We start from the raw sequence: 20,176 nt of genomic DNA, 5'->3' as shown, positions 1-20,176 counted from the left end.
GGGGCTACTATATGGGAATGGTTTCCATTACCAATAAGTAGTGACCTCGGAGAACGGCAGGTAACACCCATGTCCGCGCACTGCCAACTGACCGGCGCAAAGCCAGGGTTCGGCAACAACATCTCCCACTCCCACCGGCGTACGTCACGCCGCTTCGACCCGAACATCCAGAGCAAGCGCTACTGGCTGTCCAGCGAGGGCCGCCACGTCCGCCTGACCCTGAGCGCCAAGGCGATCAAGACGGTGGCCTCGATCGGCGTCGAAGCGGCCGTGGCGCGGATCCGGGCACGCGGAGGGAAGGTCTGATGGCGAAGAAGAGCAAGGTCGCGCAGAACGAGCGGCGAAAGGCGATCGTCGAGCGGTACGCCGCGAGGCGAGCCGAGCTGAAGGCCACCATCAGCAGCCCTTCGTCCGTCGACTCCGAAAGGCGGGCCGCCGTCGCGGAGCTGCGGCGGCAGCCCCGCAACGCCAGCGCCACCCGCGTGCGCAACCGCGACAGCGTCGACGGCCGCGCCCGCGGATACCTCCGCAAGTTCGGCCTCTCCCGGGTCCGCACCCGTCGGCAGGCACACGCCGGATTCCTTCCAGGAGTGACCAAGTCCTCCTGGTGATCCGAGCCGAGTGACGCCGCAGCCGCGACTCGCACCCCACCGCACGCCCTCGGTGGGGTGCATCGACAGGAGCCGGCCGCAGACGGCCACCACCGGGCGCCCGGCCGGCGCTCACCCGGAAGTCCGCGAGGCCGCCTGCCGGGTCGAAGCTCCCGCCTCCCCCGCGCGGGACGCCGCGCCCGCCGGCTCCGGGGCCGGGCCCACGGCGAGCGACGCAACGAGATCACGTTCACCGGAGCAGCCCCGCCACCCACCCCCATATTGAAAATGGTCGTCGTTTTCATATAGGCTCGCATCGATCGCCCGCCCCACCTCACAGGAGATCCCGATGGCCGTCCCCAAGCGGAAGATGTCCCGCAGCAACACCCGCCACCGCCGCGCCCAATGGAAGGCCAGCACGCCGCAGCTCGTCCCGGTCACGGTCGACGGGTCGGTGTACCAGGTGCCGCAGCGCCTGGTGAAGGCGTACGAGCGCGGCCTGCTTCGTCCCGAGGGCTGACCCTGCCTCCTCATGGACCAGATCGAATTCGCGGACGTCATCGTGCTCAACAAGCTCGATCTGGTCGGGCCGCCCGAGGTCGCCGGACTGCGCGCCGCGCTCTCGCGGCTGAACCCCGACGCAAGGATCGTTCCCGCCGTCCGCGGCCAGGTGCCCCGGAACAGGTCCTGGGTACCGGACTGTTCGACGTCGAGCGCGCTCAGCAGGCCCCCCGCTGGGTCAAGGAGCTCAACGGTGACCACGTCCCGGAAACGGAGGAGTACGGAATCTCCTCGCTCGTGTTCCGTGCCGACCTCCCCTTCCACCCCGGCCGGCTGTGGAGCTTCGTCACCAAGGGACTCGACAGCGGTGCCTTCGGGCAGATCTTGCGTGCCAGGGGCTTCTTCCGGCTCGCCAGCCGCCCCCGGGTAACCGGTCTCTGGTCCCAGGCAGGCGTGGTCGCACGCTTCGAACCTTCGGGCGTGAGCGGGCCGGACACCACGCAGGGCCAGGAACTCGTCTTCATCGGCACGGGTCTGCGCGTCGAAGCGCTGCGAGCGGCCCTCACCGCGTGCCTCCTCGGCCCGGGCGAAGCCGTGCCCGCAGTGGACGACTTCCCGGACTGGGAGACGTACGGAATCGACGACGCCTGCGAGCACGAACACGAGGCGCCCCTGGGCGCCGCCTGAAGACTCCGGGCCGGCCGGTGGTCGCAGCCACGGCACCGTCCGGCCCGGCCTTGTCCCAATCCCACACCTGCGTCACCCGCAAGAGCCGGCGGAACGCCGCTGACCCTCCACCTCCGGAGAGAACCACCCCATGAAGCCTGGAATCCACCCCTTCTACACCGGTACCGCCCGTGTCCTGGACACCGCGGGACGGGTCGAACGCTTCGAGCGCCGCTACGGAGGGCGCAAGTGACCCTCCCCGTAGTGATCGTCGGAGGTATGCACGCCGACGCGCGCAAGGAAACCGTCGAGCACCTGCTGCGCAGCGTGCCGGGCAGTGTCGCCCTGCACCACGACCTGTCCTCGGCGGCCGACGGCAACGTGCTCCGCACGCTGCGCGATTCGGGAGGCGTGATGTCCACCGACGAGACTCCTCTGGTCAACGACTGCGCCTGCTGCGCGCTGCGCGAAGACCTCGTCCCCGAGCTGGAGCGGCTGGCCTCCGGTGGCCTGACCCGCCTGGCCATTGTGGAGCTCTGGGACTCGGTCGAGCCCCGGGCGATGGCCGAGGTCGTGGCCGCCCATGCCGGTGACGTACTCGAACTCACCAACGTGATCACCGCCGTGGACCCCGCACTCGTCCTGCCCTGCCTCGGCAACGGGGACGACCTCGCCGAGGCCGGACTCGCCGCCGCGGCCACCGACCGGCGGACCGTCGCAGACACATGGGCCCGGCAGCTCGAGTACGCGCCGGTCCTCGCGATCGCCGACAGCGAGGAGGCCGACGACGAGGACCGCGCCCTGCTGGCCCAACTGCACCCGACGGCCCGCCGCGTGCCCACCGGCTCCAGCGAACTCACCCGCTCGGCGTTCGCCGGCTTCGACGTGGAGGCAGCGGCCGCCGCCCAGCACCCCGCCTGTGCGCTCCTCCCCCAGGAGACCGACGAGGCCGGAGTCGCCACCCTCGTATGGCAGCGCCGCCGGCCGTTCCATCCCGAGCGGCTCTACCAGGCCCTGGAGGACCTGACGTGCGCTGCGGCCCGCAGCCGCGGCCGGTTCTGGCTCGCCGACCGTCCCGACACCCTCCTCTCCTGGGACGCGGCCGGCGGCGCGCTGTGCGTGGAGAACGCTGGCCCCTGGCTGGCCTCGCTCCCCGACGCCGCCTGGGATCTGGTCCCCGCCATGCGTCAGGCCGCGGCCGCCCTCGATTGGGACCCCGAGCACGGCGACTGCTGTCAGCACCTGGTCTTCACCTCGCCGGGCCTCGACCGCGACGGGATCGAACAGCTCCTGGACTCGTGCCTCCTGACCGAAGCCGAGTACACGGGCGGGCGGGAGGCGTGGAAGCGGCTCCCGCCCGCATTCGGCCCGTTGCTCGACTCCGTTTCCTGACCCTCCCGCCCCACTCACCGGCACTCCGTAGCCCCGTAGCCCCGCACACAGAGGACAACACTCATGGCCGCCGCCCCTCCGCCGCCGCCCCCGGTCGACCACCGCGTCACATGAGGTGCCGCCCTCATGGGGTCAGCTCCCGCAGGTCGAGCGGAACCCTCCAGATGTTGCGACGGTGTACGGACTCCAGCTCGGCCTGGAGCGGAGAGGGAGGAACCGCGAGGACGGGGCAGGCGGCGTGGGCGAGGCAGTGCCGGGCCACCGAGGGGCGGATGAGGCGGCGCAGCAAGGTGCGGGAACCCGTGCCGACCACGAGGAGATCCTCCGTGTCGCGGGCGACGTCGACGAGCGCTGCGCCCGGAGTCCCCCGTACCGTGAGGCCCGCGAGGGTGACTCCGGGCCGCACGGCGCCGAAGGCCGTGTCGAGGGCCTCGCGGAGTCTCTCGACAGCCGCGGCGCGGCATTGCGCAAGGGCAGAGGGTCCGAGGCCGTGGCGGCTTCCGAGTTCGCCGCCGGGCGGCTGCCAGGCCAGGACGGCCAGCAACTCCGCACCGCGCACGCGGGCTTCCGCGGCGGCCCGGTGCAGCACCGCCATATTCCCTGGAGTTCCGGTCACGCCGACCACGACTCTGCACATGGCTTCTTCCCTTTGAATGAGCGCCGAGAGCATGGTCGGCACGGATCCGACGGCTTCGACGAACAGCACCGGCCTCTTGACCGGTTCGCGCGGATGGAGCTTTCCGACCGCCTCCCGCGCGCAGGCGGCCAGAAGCTCGGGGGGCGCATGTGGGCGCCTGAATCGGCACCCTCTTGACGGGCGGTGCACGAGGGACGTCGAGCCGCCGTCAGAGGTGCGTCAACACCCGTCAGCGTCCGCCGGCCGTAATACGGAAACGCAGCCGGCAGATCACGGCGTCCGTGTCGCGCCGGACCGCGTGGGCGACGACGGAGCCGCGCTGGTTCTGGAGCATCCGCTGCCACAGCCGGGCGGGTTCGGTCTCCGGGATCAGCACGGTCACCTGGGCGTCCGGATGGGCCCGCGCCAGCTTCCTCACGTACGCCGACAGCGGGCGACCGAGCGATCGGGTCTCCGAGGAGAGCTCGACCAGCTCGACGCCGGGCTTCCACAACTCCCAGTCCCGCCTGAGGGCTTCGGCCACCCGACGGTCCTCGGGAGCCGGGTGGGTGACGGTCACGGCGAGCACTTCATCGCCGAGTGAACGGGCGGCGGTCAGGGCCTGGCTGGTCAGCCGGGACAGACCGGAGACGGGGACGACGACCACGGAGTGGGAGCGCCTCGGGGCCTGCGGGATCCGGCCGAGCTCCAGACGTTCACCGATCTCGGTGTACGCGCGGTGGACCTGCTGGAAGCCGAGCACGAGCAACGGCAGCGCGGCGACGATCAGCCAGGCGCCCTCGGTGAACTTCGTGGCGGTGACGACGATCGCCGAGACCCCGGTCAGCAGCGCGCCGAAGCCGTTCAGCGCCGCCTTCGCCCGCCAGCCGCGCGGGCGCTCCCCGTACCAGTGCCGGACCATGCCCACCTGGCAGATGGTGAAGCCGATGAACACTCCGATGGCGAAGAGCGGGACGAGGGTGTTGGTGTCGCCGCCGGAGAAGACGAGCAGGAGGCCGGAGACGAGCGCCAGCCACACCACGCCGTGGCGGTGGACCTGGCGGTCGGCCTTGAGGGCGAAGACGTGCGGCAGGTGGTTGTCACGGGCCAGCAGGCTCATCAGGACGGGCAGCCCCCCGAAGGAGGTGTTCGCGGCCAGCGCGAGCAGCACCATCGTGGCGAACTGGACCACGTAGAAAGCGGCGTTGTGCCCGAAGGAGGCGTCCGCGAGCTGCGCGAGGACGGTCACGCCCTCGACCGGCTGGAGGTGGAAGCGCCCGATGAGGATCGACAGGCCGACCAGCATCACGCCCAGCAGCGCGCCGAGGGCGACCTCGGTGCGCTGAGCACGACGGGCGGCCGGGGCCCGGAAGGAAGGCACGGCGTTGGCGACGGCCTCGACACCGGTGAGCGCCGAACAGCCGGCCGCGAAGGCCTTCAGCAGCAGGAGCGCGCCCACCGTGGTCGCGCCCTCGCCGAGGGCCGAGGCGTGTCCGGCAGCGGACGCGGTACTGACGGGACCGTCGCGGAAGAGCCCGACGACGACCATCGCGAGGATCGAGCCGACGAAGACGGCGGTGGGCACGAGGAACGCCTTGGCGGATTCCACGACCCCGCGCAGGTTCACCGCGGTGACCAGAACCAGGATGCCGAGGCAGATCCACACCCGTTCCGCGTACAGCTCGGGGAAGGCCGAGGTCAGGGCGGCAACGCCGGCCGTGACGGACACCGCCACGTTCAGCACGTAGTCCAGGATCAGCGAGGCCGCGGCGACCAGACTCGTACGCCGGCCCAGGTGCTTCCTGGCGACGGCGTACGAGCCGCCACCGTCCGGGAACGCGGCGATGACCTGCCGGTACGAGGCCACCAGCACCGCGAGGAGTGCGGCGATCGCCAGGGTGACGGGCAGGGTGAAGCCCATGCCGTAGGCGCCTGCCGCGGCCAGGACGAGCACGATCGACTCCGGCCCGTACGCCACGGACGCCATCGCGTCGAGCGACAGCGCGGCCAGGCCCTGGAGGGCGGTCAGCCGGTGGCGGTCCCCTGGCGGCGGTTTGCGGACACCGGCATCAGGAGGTTCCTCCGTGCCCGGGGCCCGTCCTGCCGTGCCCGTCTTTCCCATGTCGATGGACATCTCTCGCTGTTCCTCCATTGTGCAAAGTGAGGACAGCGTCTGGATTCCACGGCCGGATCAACAGGGTCCTTGACGTTGTTCATACGGCCGCCGCCGCGGTCCTCACGCCTCCTTGATGCCGGAGCGGGAGAGTCGAACGGGACCGCCCTGGACACAGCAGGCCTGGCCCACCTGGGGTGACCGGGCCTTTCCGGCCCTTTCCGGCCCTTTCCGTCAGGGCGGCGTTAAGAGTCCCCGTGCGCCCGTATGGACACCGTCAAGGCGTCTTAACGCCGGGATGAAGACACGGTTGTCTCGTCATCGGCCACCTGGCCGATTCATTTCCTCCCACTTCACTTCACTCAGGAGCTCGCGATGGCCGATCTGGCCTTCGTCGTCACCACGGTCGCGGTGTTCGCGCTGGTGGCTCTCATCGCCAAGGGGGTGACCAAGCTGTGAACGCCGAGAACATCGTCGGCCTCGTCGTGGCCGTCTCCCTGCTGGGCTACCTCGTCCTCGCCCTCGTCAAGCCGGAGAGGTTCTAGCCACCGATGAGTCCCGTTCTCGCTGGTGTGCTCCAGCTCCTCGCACTGATCGCCGCGCTCGCGCTGGCCTACCGCCCCCTGGGCGACCACATGGCCCGCGTCTACTCCTCCGAGAAGCACTACAAGCCGGAGAAGTGGATCTACAAGGCAATCGGCGCCAACCCGTCCGCCGAGATGCGCTGGCCCGCCTACCTGCGCGCCGTCCTCGCCTTCTCCGCGGTCAGCGTCCTCTTCCTGTACGGGCTGCAGCGCCTGCAGGGCGTCCTGCCCGGCTCGCTCGGCTTCTCTTCGATCGACCCGGACCAGGCCTTCAACACGGCCGCGTCGTTCGTCGCCAACACCAACTGGCAGTCGTACTACGGCGAGCAGGCCATGGGCCACGTCGTCCAGACCGGCGGCCTCGCGGTCCAGAACTTCGTCTCCGCCGCGGTCGGCATGGCCGTCGCCGTGGCCCTCGTACGGGGCTTCGCGCGCTCCCGCACCGGCGAGCTCGGCAACTTCTGGGCCGACCTGGTCCGCGGCACCGTCCGCATCCTGCTGCCCATCGCCGTGATCGGCGCCCTGGTCCTCGTCGCGTGCGGCGCGATCCAGAACTTCGCCGGGATCCACGAGGTCGGCCAGTTCACGGGCGGCACCCAGCAGTGGAACGGCGGGGCCGTGGCCTCGCAGGAGGTCATCAAGGAGCTGGGCACGAACGGCGGCGGCTACTTCAACGCCAACTCGGCCCACCCCTTCGAGAACCCCACCCCGTTCTCGAACCTCTTCGAGGTCTTCCTGATCCTGGTCATCCCCTTCGCGATGACCCGTACCTTCGGCCGGATGGTCGGCAACCTGCGCCAGGGCTACGCGATCCTCGCCACCATGGGCATCATCTGGGTCGGCTTCACCGCTCTGATGATGTGGACCGAGTTCGCCCACCACGGCCCGGCCTTCGAGGTCTCGGGCGGCGCCATGGAGGGCAAGGAGACCCGCTTCGGCATCGGAGCCTCCGCGATCTTCTCCGTCGCCACCACGCTCACCTCGACCGGTGCGGTCAACTCCTTCCACTCCTCCTACACCGGCCTGGGCGGCGGCATCCAGCTGCTGGGCATGCAGCTCGGCGAGATCGCTCCCGGCGGCGTCGGCTCCGGCCTCTACGGCATGCTGATCATGGCGATCATCGCGGTGTTCATCGCCGGTCTGATGGTCGGCCGCACCCCCGAGTACCTGGGCAAGAAGATCGGCACCCGCGAGATCAAGTTCGCCGCGTGCTACATCCTCATCACCCCGGCCCTGGTGCTGTGCTTCACCGCAGCGGCGATGGCCCTGCCGACCCCGCCGAACTCGATGCTGAACTCGGGCGCGCACGGCTTCTCCGAGGTGCTGTACGCCTACACCTCGGGCGCCAACAACAACGGCTCCGCCTTCGCGGGCCTGAACGCCGACACCCAGTGGTTCAACAGCACGATCGGCATCGCGATGCTGCTGGGCCGCTTCCTGCCCATGGTCTTCGTCCTCGCGCTGGCCGGCTCGCTCGCCGAACAGAAGCCCGTCCCCGAGACCGCGGGCACCCTCCGTACCGACAAGCCGCTCTACACCGGCCTGCTCGTCGGCACGATCCTCATCGTCACCGGTCTGGCCTACTTCCCCGCCCTCGCGCTGGGACCGCTCGCCGAAGGGCTCGCATCATGAGCACCGCCACTGAGACCCGTGCTCCGCACGAGGACCTGCCCACGGGCCACAAGCCGCCGGCCGGCCGCGTCGGCGGGGGCCTGTTCGACCCCAAGCAGCTCATCAGGTCCTTCCCCGACGCGGTACGCAAGCTGGACCCCCGCGTCATGATCAAGTCCCCGGTCATGTTCGTCGTCCTCATAGGGTCGGTGGTCACCACCGTCCTCGCCCTCAAGGACCCGACGAACTGGTTCGGCTGGGCCATCACCGTCTGGCTGTGGCTGACGACGGTCTTCGCCAACCTGGCGGAGGCGGTGGCCGAGGGCCGCGGCAAGGCCCAGGCCGACACCCTGCGCAAGGCCAAGACCGACTCCGTCGCCCGCCGCCTGACCCGGGGCGGCGGTGAGGAGTCCGTTGCGGGCACCGAGCTGAAGATCGGCGACCTCGTCGTCTGCGAGGCCGGCGACATCATCCCCGGCGACGGTGACGTCCTCGAGGGCGTCGCCTCGGTCGACGAGTCGGCCATCACCGGCGAGTCCGCTCCCGTCATCCGGGAGTCCGGCGGCGACCGCTCGGCCGTCACCGGTGGCACGAAGGTCCTCTCCGACCGGATCGTCATCAAGATCACGACGAAGCCCGGCGAGACCTTCATCGACCGCATGATCGCGCTCGTAGAGGGTGCGGCCCGGCAGAAGACGCCCAACGAGATCGCGCTGAACATCCTCCTCGCGTCCCTCACGATCGTCTTCCTGCTGGCTGTCGTCACTCTCCAGCCCTTCGCGATCTACGCGGGCGCCGAGCAGTCCATGATCGTGCTGACGGCCCTGCTGGTCTGCCTGATCCCGACCACCATCGGTGCCCTGCTCTCCGCGATCGGCATCGCGGGCATGGACCGCCTGGTCCAGCGCAACGTCCTGGCCATGTCGGGCCGGGCCGTCGAAGCCGCCGGTGACGTCTCCACGCTCCTGCTCGACAAGACCGGCACCATCACCCTCGGCAACCGCCAGGCCTCCGAGTTCGTACCCGTCAAGGGCACCACCCAAGCCGAACTGGCGGACGCCGCCCAGCTGTCCTCTCTGGCCGACGAGACCCCCGAGGGCCGGTCCATCGTCGTCCTGGCGAAGGAGAAGTACGGGCTGCGCGAGCGCCACCAGGGTGAACTGGCCCAGGCCGAGTGGATCGCCTTCACCGCCCAGACCCGCATGTCCGGCGTCGACGTCGACGGCAAGCAGACCCGCAAGGGCGCGGCCGGTTCGGTCATCACCTGGGTCGAGGAGCAGGGCGGCGAGGTCGCCGACGACGCCGACCTCCTCGCGAACAAGATCTCGGAAGCGGGCGGTACGCCGCTCCTCGTCGCCGTGAAGGATGACGAGGGCGCCCGCGTCCTGGGAGTCATCCACCTCAAGGACGTGGTCAAGGAGGGCATGCGCGAACGGTTCGACGAGCTGCGCCGCATGGGCATCAAGACCGTCATGATCACGGGCGACAACCCGCTCACCGCGAAGGCCATCGCCGAGGAGGCGGGCGTCGACGACTTCCTCGCCGAGGCCACCCCCGAGGACAAGATGGCCCTCATCAAGCGGGAGCAGGCCGGCGGCAAACTCGTCGCCATGACCGGTGACGGTACGAACGACGCCCCCGCGCTCGCCCAGGCCGACGTCGGCGTGGCGATGAACACCGGCACCTCGGCCGCCAAGGAGGCCGGGAACATGGTGGACCTGGACTCCAACCCCACCAAGCTCATCGAGATCGTCGAGATCGGCAAGCAGCTCCTGATCACGCGCGGCGCCCTGACCACCTTCTCGATCGCCAACGACGTCGCGAAGTACTTCGCGATCATCCCGGCCATGTTCGCGGTCGTCTACCCCGGCCTCGACAAGCTCAACATCATGGGCCTGCACTCCCCCGAGTCGGCGATCCTCTCGGCCGTCATCTTCAACGCGCTGATCATCATCGCGCTCGTCCCGCTCGCCCTCAAGGGCGTCCAGTACAAGCCGACCAGCGCGGACAAGATGCTCCGCCGCAATCTGGGGCTGTACGGCGTGGGCGGTCTGATCGCCCCGTTCATCGGCATCAAGCTCATCGACCTGATCATCACCCTCATCCCCGGAATCGGCTGAGACGACATGAACAACTCTGTAGGCAACACGGCGCGGTTGATCGGGGCGGGCCTGCGCGCCCTGCTCGTCCTGACCGTGATCTGCGGGATCATCTACCCGCTCGCCGTCACCGGCATCGCCCAGGCCCTGTTCAACGACAAGGCCAACGGCTCCGAGATCAAGGACAAGAGCGGGCAGGTCGTGGGCTCCTCGCTCATCGGGCAGACCTACAACCTCCCGAAGCAGAACCCCGACGACGCCGAAGAGGCCGCGAAGCCGGACCTGAAGTGGTTCCAGCCGCGCCCCTCGGGCGGTCTCGGCAGCAACTCGGTCAACACCCAGTACTCGCTGATCCTTTCCGGCGCCACCAACCGCGCCGCCGACAACGGGGCCGTGGACGGCCGGTGCACCAAGGACGCCGAGGAAGGCACCCTCTGCGCACAGGTCGTCGCCGCCAAGGAAGCGGTCATCGCCGACAACTCCACGGCCGGATACACAGTCAGGCCCGAGGACGTCCCGGCCGACGCCGTCACCTCCTCCGGCTCGGGCCTGGACCCGAACATTTCCCCGGAGTACGCCAAGCTCCAGGTCCACCGGGTCGCCGAACAGAACGAGCTCGACGTCGAGCAGGTCGAGAAGCTCGTCGCCGACCACACCGCCGGCCGGACCCTCGGCTTCATGGGCGAGCCCCGCGTCAACGTCCTCGAGCTCAACACCGCCCTCAAGGCACTGACCGAGAGCTGATGCTCGACATCGCACGGACCGGGAGCCGGCGGGACGCGGAACTCCCCCAGCAGACGCTGGGGGGTGCCCGAGCGCCCCGTCGGCTCCCTGACCGTGCCCGTAACGAAGGAAGGGCTGCACACCGACGACCCGGGTGCTGGTGGTGGAGGACGATCCCCAGCTCGTCCGCGCACTGAAGATCAACCTGCAGGCGCGCAAGTTCGAGGTCGAGGAGGCCCCGGACGGCAGCTCGGCCCTGCGGCTCGCGGCCGCCCGCAAGCCGGACGTCATAGTGCTGGACCTCGGGCTGCCCGACATGGACGGCGTCGACGTGATCAAGAACGTCCGCGGCTGGTCCCGCGTGCCCATCCTGGTCCTGTCCGCCCGGCACACCTCGGAGGACAAGATCCGGGCCCTGGACGCCGGCGCGGACGACTACGTGACGAAACCGTTCAGCATGGACGAACTCCTGGCCCGCCTGCGGGCAGCCGCCCGGAGGAACGAGGCCCCGGCGGCCTCCCGGCCGGACGTCGCCGTGGTGACGACCGACGGGTTCACCGTCGACCTCGTCGCCCGGAAGGTACGGCGGGGCGACCGCACCGTACGTCTGACTCCGACGGAATGGCACCTGCTGGAAATCCTCATCACCCACCCGGGCCGCCTGATCACCCAGGCTCGGCTGCTGCTGGAAGTCTGGGGGCCGACGTACGGGGACAACACCAACTACCTGCGCGTCTACATGGCCCAGCTACGGCGCAAACTCGAAGCGGACCCCTCCCACCCCCGGTACCTGATCACCGAACCGGGCATGGGATACCGCTTCGAACCCTGATCACCGGCCGATCGTCGACAGAGAAGAAGAGTCTGAACATGGGACGCGGCAAGCTCCGCATCTACCTCGGTGCGGCACCGGGCGTCGGCAAGACGTACGCGATGCTCTCCGAGGCGCACCGTCGGGTCGAGCGGGGCACCGACTGCGTCGTCGGCTTCGTCGAGCACCACAGCAGGCCGCGCACCGAGGTGATGCTGCACGGTCTGGAGCTCGTCGCCCGCCGCGAACTGGACTACCGCGGCTCCACCTTCACCGAGATGGACGTCGACGCGATCCTCGCCCGCCGCCCGGCCGTGGCGCTCGTGGACGAGCTCGCGCACACCAACGTGCCGGGCTCGCGCAACACCAAGCGCTGGCAGGACGTCGAGGAACTCCTCCAGGCCGGCATCGACGTCATCTCGACCGTGAACATCCAGCATCTCGAATCGCTGGGCGACGTGGTGGAGACGATCACCGGGGTCCGGCAGCGCGAGACCGTCCCCGACGAGGTGGCCCGCCGGGCCGACCAGATCGAGCTGGTCGACATGTCCCCGCAGGCGCTGCGCCGCCGCATGGCCCACGGCAACGTCTACCAGCCGGACAAGGTCGACGCGGCCCTCTCGAACTACTTCCGCCCCGGCAACCTGACCGCCCTGCGCGAGCTGGCGCTGCTGTGGGTGGCCGACCGGGTCGACGAGTACCTGCAGGAGTACCGGGGCGAGCACAACATCCGCTCCACCTGGCAGGCCCGCGAACGCATCGTCGTCGGCCTCACCGGCGGCCCCGAAGGACGTACCCTCATCCGCCGGGCCGCCCGCCTCGCCGAGAAGGGAGCGGGCGGCGAGGTCCTGGCCGTCTACATCGCCCGCAGCGACGGACTCACGTCCGCCTCACCCAAGGAACTGGCCGTCCAGCGCACCCTGGTCGAAGGCCTCGGCGGCACCTTCCACCACGTCATAGGCGACGACATCCCGGACTCGCTGCTGGAGTTCGCCCGCGGCTGCAACGCCACCCAGATCGTGCTCGGGGTCAGCCGCCGCCGTTCCTGGCAGTCCGTCCTCAGCCCCGGCGTCAGCGCCACGGTCGCCCGCGAATCCGGACCCGACCTCGACGTCCACATCGTCACCCACGACGAGGCCGCCAGAGGCCGCCGCAGCCTGCCCGTCGCCCGCGGCGCACGCCTCGGACGCTCCCGCCGCATCTGGGGCTGGCTGGCCGGCATCGCTGGCCCGGCACTGCTCACCGTCCTGCTGAACCAGCTCGTCCCCGACCTCGGCCTCGCCAACGACATGCTGCTCTTCCTCACGTGCACGGTGGCGGCAGCACTCCTCGGCGGACTCCTGCCCGCCCTGGCCTCGGCGGCCTTCGGCTCCCTCCTGCTCAACTACTACTTCACACCGCCGCTGCACCAGTTCACGGTCTCCGATCCGAAGAACATCGTCGCCATCGCGATCTTCATCGGGGTCGCCGTGTCCGTGGCGTCCGTGGTCGACCTGGCCGCCCGGCGCACCCACCAGGCCGCCAGGCTGCGCGCCGAGTCCGAGATCCTCTCCTTCCTCGCGGGCAGCGTCCTGCGCGGCGAGGATTCCCTCGACGCCCTCCTGGAACGTCTCCGCGAAACCTTCGCCATGCAGTCGGTCGCCCTCGTGGAACGCACGAGCGAGGTCGACGCGTGGACCACGGCCGCATCCGTCGGCACCGGTCCTGTCAGTCGGCCCGAGGACGCGGACGTCGACCTCCCCATGGGCGACAACATGGCCCTCGCCCTGACCGGCCGGGTCCTGCCGGCCGAGGACCGCCGCGTCCTCGGCGCCTTCGCGGCTCAGGCTGCAGTCGTACTCGACCGCCAGCGCCTGGTCGACGAGGCCGAGAAGTCCCGCGAGCTCGCCGAGGCCAACCGCATCCGTACCGCCCTGCTCGCCGCCGTCAGCCACGACCTGCGCACCCCGCTCGCCGGCATCAAGGCCTCCGTCACCTCCCTGCGCTCCGACGACGTCGAATGGTCCGAGGACGACAAGGCCGAACTCCTCGAAGGCATCGAGGACGGCGCCGACCGTCTCGCGGCCCTCATCGGGAACCTCCTCGACATGTCCCGGCTCAACACCGGCACGGTCGTCCCGCTGATCCGGGAGACCGACCTCGACGAGGTGGTCCCGATGGCCCTGGGCGGCGTACCGGAGGACAGCGTGGAGCTGGACATCCCCGAGACCCTGCCCATGGTCGCCGTCGACCGCGGCCTCCTGGAACGGGCCGTCGCCAACATCGTCGAGAACGCCGTCAAGTACAGCCCGGACGGCCAACCCGTCAACGTCTCCGCCAGTGCCCTGGCAAGCCGCGTCGAACTGCGCGTCGTCGACCGCGGCCCCGGAGTCCCCGAAGAGGCCAAGGAAAGGATCTTCGAACCCTTCCAGCGCCACGGCGACGCCCCACGCGGAGCGGGAGTGGGCCTCGGCCTCGCCGTCGCCCGCGGCTTCACCGAGGCCATCGGCGGCACCCTCACGGCCGAGGACACCCCCGGCGGCGGCCTCACCATGGTCCTCACCCTCCCCACAGCAGGGGACGGCCCTGCGCTGTCACCGGAGCTCCCGACGTCTGCGGTCACCTGACGCAAGGCGGCCGACCGGCCACTCGGGCCGGGCCATCGCCGGTCGCCCTGTGGCCGGACGGGCTACCGGCGTCATACGGCGCGCCTCCCGCGGGCTGCAGCGCCGGCCGACTGCGGTGGATCGGACGCGGGTACCGATCGTCGCTCGCGTCCGTCACACGGAAGTGGCGCGGACGCGGTGGAAGATCCGGCCTCCGAGGTCCATGCCGACGACGGCACCGCTCGCGTTCCGGGAGAAGAAGCCGCGCTGTCCCCGGAGTCCGCCGGCGGTGACGATGAACTCGTCGCCGTCGCCCGGCAGCAGCCCCAGGGCGGCCGGCTCGTAGTCCGCGGGCATCTCGAAGTCGGCCGCCCCGCGGATCTCCGGCTTGATCACGACTCCGATGGTCAGCTCCCGCCCGTCGGCGGTGACGGTGAGCGTCATGGCGTCGTTCTCGTAGGCCCCGGCGACTTCCCGGGCCCGCGCCTCGTCGTACGGCAGCGGCTCCGGATCCTTGTCGACGACTCCGAGGTGGTGCTCCAGGGCCCAGCGGACGGCGGTCCGGTTGAAGGGGATGCCGTCCGGGCCGGCGTTGGACATGGCGACGACGGCGAAGTCCCGCTCGGGCACGATCAGCAGCTCGACGAACTGGCCGTTGGCCGATCCGCCGTGCTCGATCGTCCGTACGCCGCCCTCCAGCTCGCGCAGGAACCAGCAGATGCCGAAGCCGTCGCCGAGGTTGCTGCCGCGCAGCTCGACCGTCTGCTCCCGCATCCCGTGCAGCAGACCGGCCGGCAGGAGCTGCTCGCCGTTCTCCGTGCGCCCCTCGCCGAGCTGGAAGCGCGCCCAGCGCAGGATGTCGGCCGCCGAGGACGCGAGTCCCCCTCCGGGGTTGTTGCCCCGGGTGAGCCGCCACTCCTTCGCGACGGCGAGGTTGCCGTCCGCGTCGGCGTTGTGCCCCACGGCGAACCGGCGGGTCATGACGTCGGCGGTGCCGAAGAAGCTGTTCGACAGTCCGAGCGGCTCGAACAGGAGCGAGGAGACGGCCCTCTCGTACGTCAGACCCGTGACGTTCTCCAGGACGCGCCCGAGCAGGTTGTAGGCGGCCTGGCTGTACGAGGCCCGGGCCCCGGGCTCGCCGACGACCTCCAGCTCGGCCATCTTCCCCACGAAGGCGGCCAGGGCGTCGTCACCGTCGCCGGTGTCGACGACGACGTTCCATCCCAGGCCCGAGGTGTGGTTGAGCAGGTTCATGACCGTGATCGTGTCGGCCGCCCCCTCGTCCGCGAGGACGAGCTCGGGAACGTACCGGCGCACCGGTGCGTCCAGGTCGATGCGGCCGTCGGCGACCAGCCGCATCAGCGCCACCGCGGTGAAGGTCTTCGTCGCGGATCCCACCTGGAAGAGCGTGTGCTCGTCGACGGGCAGCGGGTTGTCGAGGCTGGTCACGCCATGACCTGCGAAGGTCTCGCGGCCGTCCGCCCAGACACCAACGGTGACTCCGGGTATGCCGAACTCCGTGGCGGCCCGCTCGACGAACTCTGCCAGCACGGCCTGGGACTTCTCGCTGCTGTGGGCGTTCATGGGGTGCTCCTGATCGGGTGTGTGGTCGCTCTCGACGACCACGACGATGCCCGGGCCCCCTGACAGGCCCCGGACAGCCCGCTGACAGCGAAGCGCGCCGGCTGTCCTCCCCTGCCGCACCCACCGGCATTCGAGAGCCGCCCGGCCCCGGTATCCCCACACCGGAGAGCCGGACGGCTCCTGTGTTGTGCGACGGGTGACCGGCACGCGGACCCTGCGCCGCTGCGGGCGATGTTCAGGTCATCGCCCACCAGCCGCGTGCCGCCGGTCCGTTGCCCGGCTCCGTCGCCACACCAGTCTGCGCACGGCCGGCGGCCCTGCCAGCACTCCTTGACGGGTTCCTTCCGCGCGGAAGTCGATCTTTAACGGGGCTCTGACGAACAGTCGTCAGAAGCCCGTCGAGAAGCCTCCGGGGCTTGCCTCCGCCCCCGATGCGCTGGGATTGCGCCGTGAACAGCGGTCCGCGCAACGACGATCGGCCACCGAATCCGGTGCGGCCGACGGCGCCCACCGTCCGCCCGGCCCACTGACGTCGGCCGCGCGTCCTGCGCGTACGGAGCCTCACCTTCACCGCATGACCCTGAGCCCACGCCCACGCCCCCGCCTCGCGCCGGGGCGCCGGGCACGTCAGGCATGCCCTCTTCGAACGTCACCGGAGCCACCTCCGGCATCGGTTACGAGACCGCCCGTCGGCTCGCCGAGCTCGGCGCCATTTGTCCTCCTCCACGGCCGCACGCCCGAAGAGGTGATCGCCACCGCCGGCATCAACAGCAGGAGGTCGAGGACCTCGCCCACGCCGTCGTACGAGTCTTCGCCGCCGACCCGCGCGTCACCGCCGTCTCCGTGAACCCCGGAGTGCGCGAGACCGGCCTCCCCCGCCGCCACCGAGGACCGCACCGTCAAGCGCCTCAACAAGCTCGCCGGCCTCCTCGTCGGCCACACCGCCTGGGTGAAGCGACGCCGGTGGCCACGGTCTGCAGTGCCTACGGCAGCGGCATGGCGGATCCGCCTCCTCCAGGCCCCTTCAGCAGCCGATCCAGCTCGTTCCCGGCCTCGTCGTACCCGGCGTCGGAGATCCGTTGCAGCTCCCGGAGATCGCCCGCCGCGGCCGCGCGCCGGGTGAGCAGGAACCCGGCATGCATGCATCCCTCGTCCAACAGCTCGCTGAGCTCCCCGAGGTCCCCGGCCGCGTCGGCCATGTCGGCCAGCCGGTCCAGCGCGCTCTCGTTGCCCTCATCGGCCAGCTCGCGCAGGGTCTCCCGATCGAATTTCATGTTGATGTCCGCCATGACGCCATGCTGCAACCCTGCCCCAGGGGAAAGGTCAAGTGGGACGATGACCAGGTGATCACCATCGGACAGCTGGCCAAGTACGTCGGGGTGTCGACCAAGACCATCCGCGTCTACCACGACAAGGGCCTGCTCCCCGAACCGGAGCGCGACGCGTCCGGCTACCGCCGGTACGGGGCAAACGACGCCATCGATCTGATCAAGATCCGGACGCTTGCCGAAGCCGGTGTCCCCCTGGCCCGCATCCGGGACCTGAGATCGGCGACCGACGCGGAGTTCCAGCAGGCCCTGGGCGAGATCGACGACGAGCTCACCGCCCGCATCCGTGGTCTGCGGGCAACACAAGGACGCCTGCGCCGGCTCGCCACCGGGCAGCCGGCACCGCTGCCCGCCGAGGTCGGAGCGCATCTAGAGCGTCTGGCTCGCTGGGGATTCACTCCTCGATGGGTGGACCTGCAGCGCGACCTGTGGATCCTCGTGTTCGCCACCCGACCGGACCGCGCGTTCACCCTCTTCCACGACCAGGCCGAGACCACCGCCGACCCGACGCTACGGCAGCTCTACCTCGGCTACGACCACGCGTACGACCTCGACGCCGCCGACCCCCGCATCGACGAACTCGCCCGCCGCATCGCCGAGGCGACCCGGGAGCGCTACGGATCCGACGCGCTGCCCGGGCTGGACGCTCCCTCCGATATCGCCTCCCTCATCCAGGGATCGGTCAATGCGTCGTCCCCGGCCTGGCGGCGACTCGACGCACTCGTTCGCGCACACCTGGGCGTATGACGCGACGTGCGCGAAAGGCTCGGAATCGGCGGGGTCTTGAGGGCACCCCCCGTCGGCTGCGCCTGGTGGCGGAGGTGGGCCATGTACACCGGCAGGTAGTTGGTAGTTGGTCTGCGTTCCCTAGGCGAGGCCCCACACCTCCTGGAGCAGACGCCGCTGGCCGACGAGTCGGCCCCGGTTGCGGATCAGAACCTCGAGCAGATGCCATTCCGTCGGCGTGAGCCTGATGTCCTCCCCTCCGCGCCCGGCCTTCCTCGCGAGCAGATCCACGGTGAACTCGGCGGTCTCGACGACCGCGTCCTCCGAGGCTGTCGAGCCGTGCGGCAGCGTGCGGCGGGCGACCGCTTTCAGCCGGGCCAGGAGTTCGTCCATGCTGAAGGGCTTGGTGACGTAGTCGTCCGCGCCGGCGTCCAGCGCCCGGATCTTCGCCTCGGAGCCGTGGCGGGCGGAGACCACCACCACGGGCAGCTGCGACCATCCACGCAGGTGCCTGATCACATCGATCCCGTCCATGTCGGGCAGCCCGAGGTCGAGCAGGACCACGTCCGGGCTGCGGGCGGCCACGGCGTCCAGGGCCGCGGCCCCGTCCTGCGCGCAGTCCACGTCGTACTTCCGCGCGTTCGGATTGATGACCAGCAAACGCGCGAGCTGCGGTTCGTCGTCCACCACCAGCACCCTCGTCATACGCGCGCCACCACCGCCCACGGCACCCCGTCGATGGAGCGGCGTCAACGCACCGTCAAAGTCCCGGCCGACCGGCGTCAGGAAGCCGTATGGACCGCTTCGTTCAGCGTTCCGTTGATGTTCGCTGGTGAGGTCGAGGACGCACAGGGGAGTCGGTGTACGGGTGAGCACGGAGAACGTCGTAGGCATCGTCGTCGCGGTCAGCCTCGTCGGGTACCTGGTCCTGGCGTTGTTCTTCCCCGAGAAGTTCTGAGCGTGACGACCACGCACGAGGCCGGTCCGGCGGCCGGGGCGCGGCCGGACCTCCCGCCCGGAAGGCCCAAGGCCGGGCAGGTGGACGACCCTCCACAAGTAGCGCGCCGAGCACGGCATCGGGGACGTCCGGGAGGCCCGGGAGCGGGTGGTGGCGCCTCGGAGACCGCGACAACACCGCCGGTCTCGGCCCCGGCCTCGCTCCGGCCCGGGTGCTCACCGAGGCCATGCACGGCACGCTCAGGGCGGAGGACGCCCCCGGCGGCGGTCCGACCGTGCTCCTGTGCCTGCCCGTGGCCGCTGGTGCGGCCACGGGATGGCTCTGACCGGCGTGTCCTCCCCCACCCACCCCCCGGGCAGGCATCGGGCCGATCGATCTCGCATGAACCGGACTCGCCGCACCGGTCGGTCCGAACCCCGGATCACACGGGGTCCTGTCGAGAAGCAGACCGCCATGCGGCTCGATCAGCCGGCACGTACGAGGCTGCGGGCTCCTTGAAGTACGCGGTGCCCGGCGAGGTGTGCGGCGTCGAGGTCCGGTCCGCTCTGCTGGAACCGCTGCTTCCGCCGGGTGGTTCGTCGACGAACGCCGCGAGGACCTCGCCCGAGCGCAGGTCCTCGGTGTCGTTGTGCCCGAAGTGGCGCACGTGCGCGCCGCGCGCTTCGACCAGTCGGCAGCCGTCGATGATGCCGGCGTGGTTGAGCTTGTCGCAGAAGACCCGGTCGCCCCTGCCCACCGAGGTCGGGACGACCGTGGCGTCGGCCTGGAAGCCGGTGGGCCTCGGTCCGCTCACCCGCCCTGCCCTCGTGCCCGGTGGACCAGCACGACGCACCTGACCGGGACAGCAAACGGGTCCGTCAGTCGAGGACGTGCCGACTTTCCGCTCGAGAAGGACCGTCTGCCAGCGGCGCCGGAGGCGGTGCGGCAGGGGCGCGTCGTGGGTCACGCCGTGCCGAACGTGGGCCGGCGCGTCCAAGGGCGGTCCGCTTCCGCGGCCCGGTCACCCATCCTTGCTCCTGCCGTTCATGCCACGACGGAACCGGTCCGGTCCTGCTCGGCGCCATCTCGTGATAGCAAAGCGTGGATGGTGGGACGCGGTCGGGTCATCGACGGAGAGGACGGATGGAGGGCAACCAGCAGGAGGGAACCGCGGAGGCGCCAAGGCGCACGGTCAGGAAGCTCGCGCGGTCTGCCCCCGAGAGCGGCACCTTGGCGCGCCTGAGACTCCTCCAGCACACTGCGGGAAACGCAGCCGTGCAGAAATGGCTGCGTGCCGAAGAGGCCGGTGC

Annotated in this window: 17 protein-coding genes and 3 pseudogenes; 14 read left to right on the top strand and 6 right to left on the bottom strand. The window is 70.3% G+C overall.

Annotated features, from left to right (window positions below; genetic code table 11):
- The first annotated feature begins 69 nt into the window (after nt 1-69).
- The 6 genes and pseudogenes from rpmB to ACXNSR_RS34755 all read left to right on the top strand — a co-directional run bounded on the left by rpmB (nt 70) and on the right by ACXNSR_RS34755 (nt 3,149).
- Complete coding sequence (gene rpmB, locus ACXNSR_RS34780) at nt 70-306, top strand: 50S ribosomal protein L28 (protein ID WP_458639300.1); 237 nt, start codon at nt 70-72, stop codon at nt 304-306.
- Nucleotides 306-611: a 30S ribosomal protein S14 gene (gene rpsN / locus ACXNSR_RS34775; protein ID WP_458639299.1), complete on the top strand. Its 306-nt coding sequence runs from the start codon at nt 306-308 to the stop codon at nt 609-611. The genes rpmB and rpsN overlap by 1 nt, the downstream gene beginning before the upstream one ends.
- A 328-nt stretch (nt 612-939) precedes the next feature.
- Complete coding sequence (gene rpmF / locus ACXNSR_RS34770; protein ID WP_458639298.1) at nt 940-1,110, top strand: 50S ribosomal protein L32; 171 nt, start codon at nt 940-942, stop codon at nt 1,108-1,110.
- A gap of 6 nt (nt 1,111-1,116) precedes the next feature.
- Nucleotides 1,117-1,778, top strand: a pseudogene (locus ACXNSR_RS34765) (CobW family GTP-binding protein); the annotation flags it as partial.
- Between the two features lie 145 nt (nt 1,779-1,923).
- Nucleotides 1,924-2,010, top strand: a pseudogene (gene rpmE, locus ACXNSR_RS34760) (50S ribosomal protein L31); the annotation flags it as partial.
- Between the two features lie 26 nt (nt 2,011-2,036).
- Nucleotides 2,037-3,149 carry a CobW family GTP-binding protein gene (locus tag ACXNSR_RS34755; RefSeq protein WP_458643472.1) on the top strand — a complete coding sequence of 371 codons (1,113 nt, stop codon included), beginning with the start codon at nt 2,037-2,039 and terminating at the stop codon, nt 3,147-3,149.
- Between the two features lie 124 nt (nt 3,150-3,273).
- On the opposite strand, the gene ACXNSR_RS34750 is transcribed toward ACXNSR_RS34755, so the two are convergent.
- Nucleotides 3,274-3,786 (bottom strand): universal stress protein, encoded by a 513-nt coding sequence (locus ACXNSR_RS34750; RefSeq protein ID WP_458639297.1) that lies wholly within the window; start codon nt 3,784-3,786, stop codon nt 3,274-3,276.
- A 229-nt stretch (nt 3,787-4,015) separates the two neighbouring features.
- On the bottom strand, nt 4,016-5,899 hold the full coding sequence (locus tag ACXNSR_RS34745; RefSeq protein ID WP_458639296.1) for an APC family permease: 1,884 nt from the start codon (nt 5,897-5,899) through the stop codon (nt 4,016-4,018).
- Between the two features lie 434 nt (nt 5,900-6,333).
- Between ACXNSR_RS34745 and kdpF (ACXNSR_RS34740) the strand changes: the two genes are divergently transcribed.
- From kdpF (ACXNSR_RS34740) to ACXNSR_RS34715, 6 genes are all read left to right on the top strand, one after another.
- Nucleotides 6,334-6,423 carry a K(+)-transporting ATPase subunit F gene (gene kdpF, locus ACXNSR_RS34740; protein WP_458639295.1) on the top strand — a complete coding sequence of 30 codons (90 nt, stop codon included), beginning with the start codon at nt 6,334-6,336 and terminating at the stop codon, nt 6,421-6,423.
- A 6-nt stretch (nt 6,424-6,429) separates the two neighbouring features.
- Nucleotides 6,430-8,094, top strand: coding sequence for a potassium-transporting ATPase subunit KdpA (gene kdpA, locus ACXNSR_RS34735; protein ID WP_458639294.1), 1,665 nt, complete (start codon nt 6,430-6,432; stop codon nt 8,092-8,094).
- Nucleotides 8,091-10,193 carry a potassium-transporting ATPase subunit KdpB gene (kdpB, locus tag ACXNSR_RS34730; RefSeq protein WP_458639293.1) on the top strand — a complete coding sequence of 701 codons (2,103 nt, stop codon included), beginning with the start codon at nt 8,091-8,093 and terminating at the stop codon, nt 10,191-10,193. Before kdpA ends, kdpB begins: the two co-directional genes overlap by 4 nt.
- Before the next feature lie 6 nt (nt 10,194-10,199).
- Nucleotides 10,200-10,916, top strand: a complete 717-nt coding sequence (locus tag ACXNSR_RS34725) for a potassium-transporting ATPase subunit C (RefSeq protein WP_458639292.1) — start codon at nt 10,200-10,202, stop codon at nt 10,914-10,916.
- Nucleotides 10,917-11,058: 142 nt separating this feature from the next.
- A complete protein-coding gene (locus tag ACXNSR_RS34720) occupies nt 11,059-11,727 on the top strand; it encodes a response regulator (protein WP_458639291.1) in 669 nt (222 codons plus the stop codon).
- 38 nt (nt 11,728-11,765) lie between these two features.
- Nucleotides 11,766-14,312, top strand: a complete 2,547-nt coding sequence (locus tag ACXNSR_RS34715) for an ATP-binding protein (RefSeq protein ID WP_458639290.1) — start codon at nt 11,766-11,768, stop codon at nt 14,310-14,312.
- A 153-nt stretch (nt 14,313-14,465) separates the two neighbouring features.
- Here the strand turns inward: ACXNSR_RS34715 and ACXNSR_RS34710 are convergent, their stop codons facing one another.
- Both ACXNSR_RS34710 and ACXNSR_RS34705 read right to left on the bottom strand, forming a co-directional pair.
- Nucleotides 14,466-15,875, bottom strand: a complete 1,410-nt coding sequence (locus ACXNSR_RS34710) for a serine hydrolase domain-containing protein (RefSeq protein WP_458639289.1) — start codon at nt 15,873-15,875, stop codon at nt 14,466-14,468.
- Nucleotides 15,876-16,858: 983 nt separating this feature from the next.
- Complete coding sequence (locus tag ACXNSR_RS34705) at nt 16,859-17,164, bottom strand: hypothetical protein (protein ID WP_458639288.1); 306 nt, start codon at nt 17,162-17,164, stop codon at nt 16,859-16,861.
- A 54-nt stretch (nt 17,165-17,218) separates the two neighbouring features.
- Between ACXNSR_RS34705 and ACXNSR_RS34700 the strand changes: the two genes are divergently transcribed.
- Nucleotides 17,219-17,950: a MerR family transcriptional regulator gene (locus ACXNSR_RS34700; protein ID WP_458639287.1), complete on the top strand. Its 732-nt coding sequence runs from the start codon at nt 17,219-17,221 to the stop codon at nt 17,948-17,950.
- Between the two features lie 56 nt (nt 17,951-18,006).
- Here the strand turns inward: ACXNSR_RS34700 and ACXNSR_RS34695 are convergent.
- Nucleotides 18,007-18,634, bottom strand: a pseudogene (locus ACXNSR_RS34695) (response regulator); the annotation flags it as partial.
- Between the two features lie 163 nt (nt 18,635-18,797).
- On the opposite strand from ACXNSR_RS34695, the gene kdpF (ACXNSR_RS34690) reads away from it, so the two are divergent.
- Complete coding sequence (gene kdpF, locus ACXNSR_RS34690) at nt 18,798-18,887, top strand: K(+)-transporting ATPase subunit F (RefSeq protein ID WP_376122898.1); 90 nt, start codon at nt 18,798-18,800, stop codon at nt 18,885-18,887.
- 421 nt (nt 18,888-19,308) lie between these two features.
- Here kdpF (ACXNSR_RS34690) and ACXNSR_RS34685 read toward each other — a convergent pair whose 3' ends face one another.
- Nucleotides 19,309-19,680, bottom strand: a complete 372-nt coding sequence (locus ACXNSR_RS34685) for a hypothetical protein (protein ID WP_458639286.1) — start codon at nt 19,678-19,680, stop codon at nt 19,309-19,311.
- Nucleotides 19,681-20,176: the final 496 nt, after the last annotated feature.

This window comes from Streptomyces sp. NC-S4 (genome assembly GCF_054353315.1).
This window is presented reverse-complemented; position numbering and strand designations above follow the sequence as displayed.

Excerpts from the sequence above, each read along its gene's own strand:
- rpmB (WP_458639300.1), top strand. The coding sequence starts at position 70 with ATGTCCGCGCACTGCCAACTGACCGGCGCAAAGCCAGGGTTCGGCAAC.
- rpsN (WP_458639299.1), top strand. The coding sequence starts at position 306 with ATGGCGAAGAAGAGCAAGGTCGCGCAGAACGAGCGGCGAAAGGCGATC.
- rpmF (WP_458639298.1), top strand. The coding sequence starts at position 940 with ATGGCCGTCCCCAAGCGGAAGATGTCCCGCAGCAACACCCGCCACCGC.
- ACXNSR_RS34755 (WP_458643472.1), top strand. The coding sequence starts at position 2,037 with ATGCACGCCGACGCGCGCAAGGAAACCGTCGAGCACCTGCTGCGCAGC.
- ACXNSR_RS34750 (WP_458639297.1), bottom strand. The coding sequence starts at position 3,786 with ATGTGCAGAGTCGTGGTCGGCGTGACCGGAACTCCAGGGAATATGGCG.
- ACXNSR_RS34745 (WP_458639296.1), bottom strand. The coding sequence starts at position 5,899 with ATGTCCATCGACATGGGAAAGACGGGCACGGCAGGACGGGCCCCGGGC.
- kdpA (WP_458639294.1), top strand. The coding sequence starts at position 6,430 with ATGAGTCCCGTTCTCGCTGGTGTGCTCCAGCTCCTCGCACTGATCGCC.
- kdpB (WP_458639293.1), top strand. The coding sequence starts at position 8,091 with ATGAGCACCGCCACTGAGACCCGTGCTCCGCACGAGGACCTGCCCACG.
- ACXNSR_RS34725 (WP_458639292.1), top strand. The coding sequence starts at position 10,200 with ATGAACAACTCTGTAGGCAACACGGCGCGGTTGATCGGGGCGGGCCTG.
- ACXNSR_RS34715 (WP_458639290.1), top strand. The coding sequence starts at position 11,766 with ATGGGACGCGGCAAGCTCCGCATCTACCTCGGTGCGGCACCGGGCGTC.
- ACXNSR_RS34710 (WP_458639289.1), bottom strand. The coding sequence starts at position 15,875 with ATGAACGCCCACAGCAGCGAGAAGTCCCAGGCCGTGCTGGCAGAGTTC.
- ACXNSR_RS34705 (WP_458639288.1), bottom strand. The coding sequence starts at position 17,164 with ATGGCGGACATCAACATGAAATTCGATCGGGAGACCCTGCGCGAGCTG.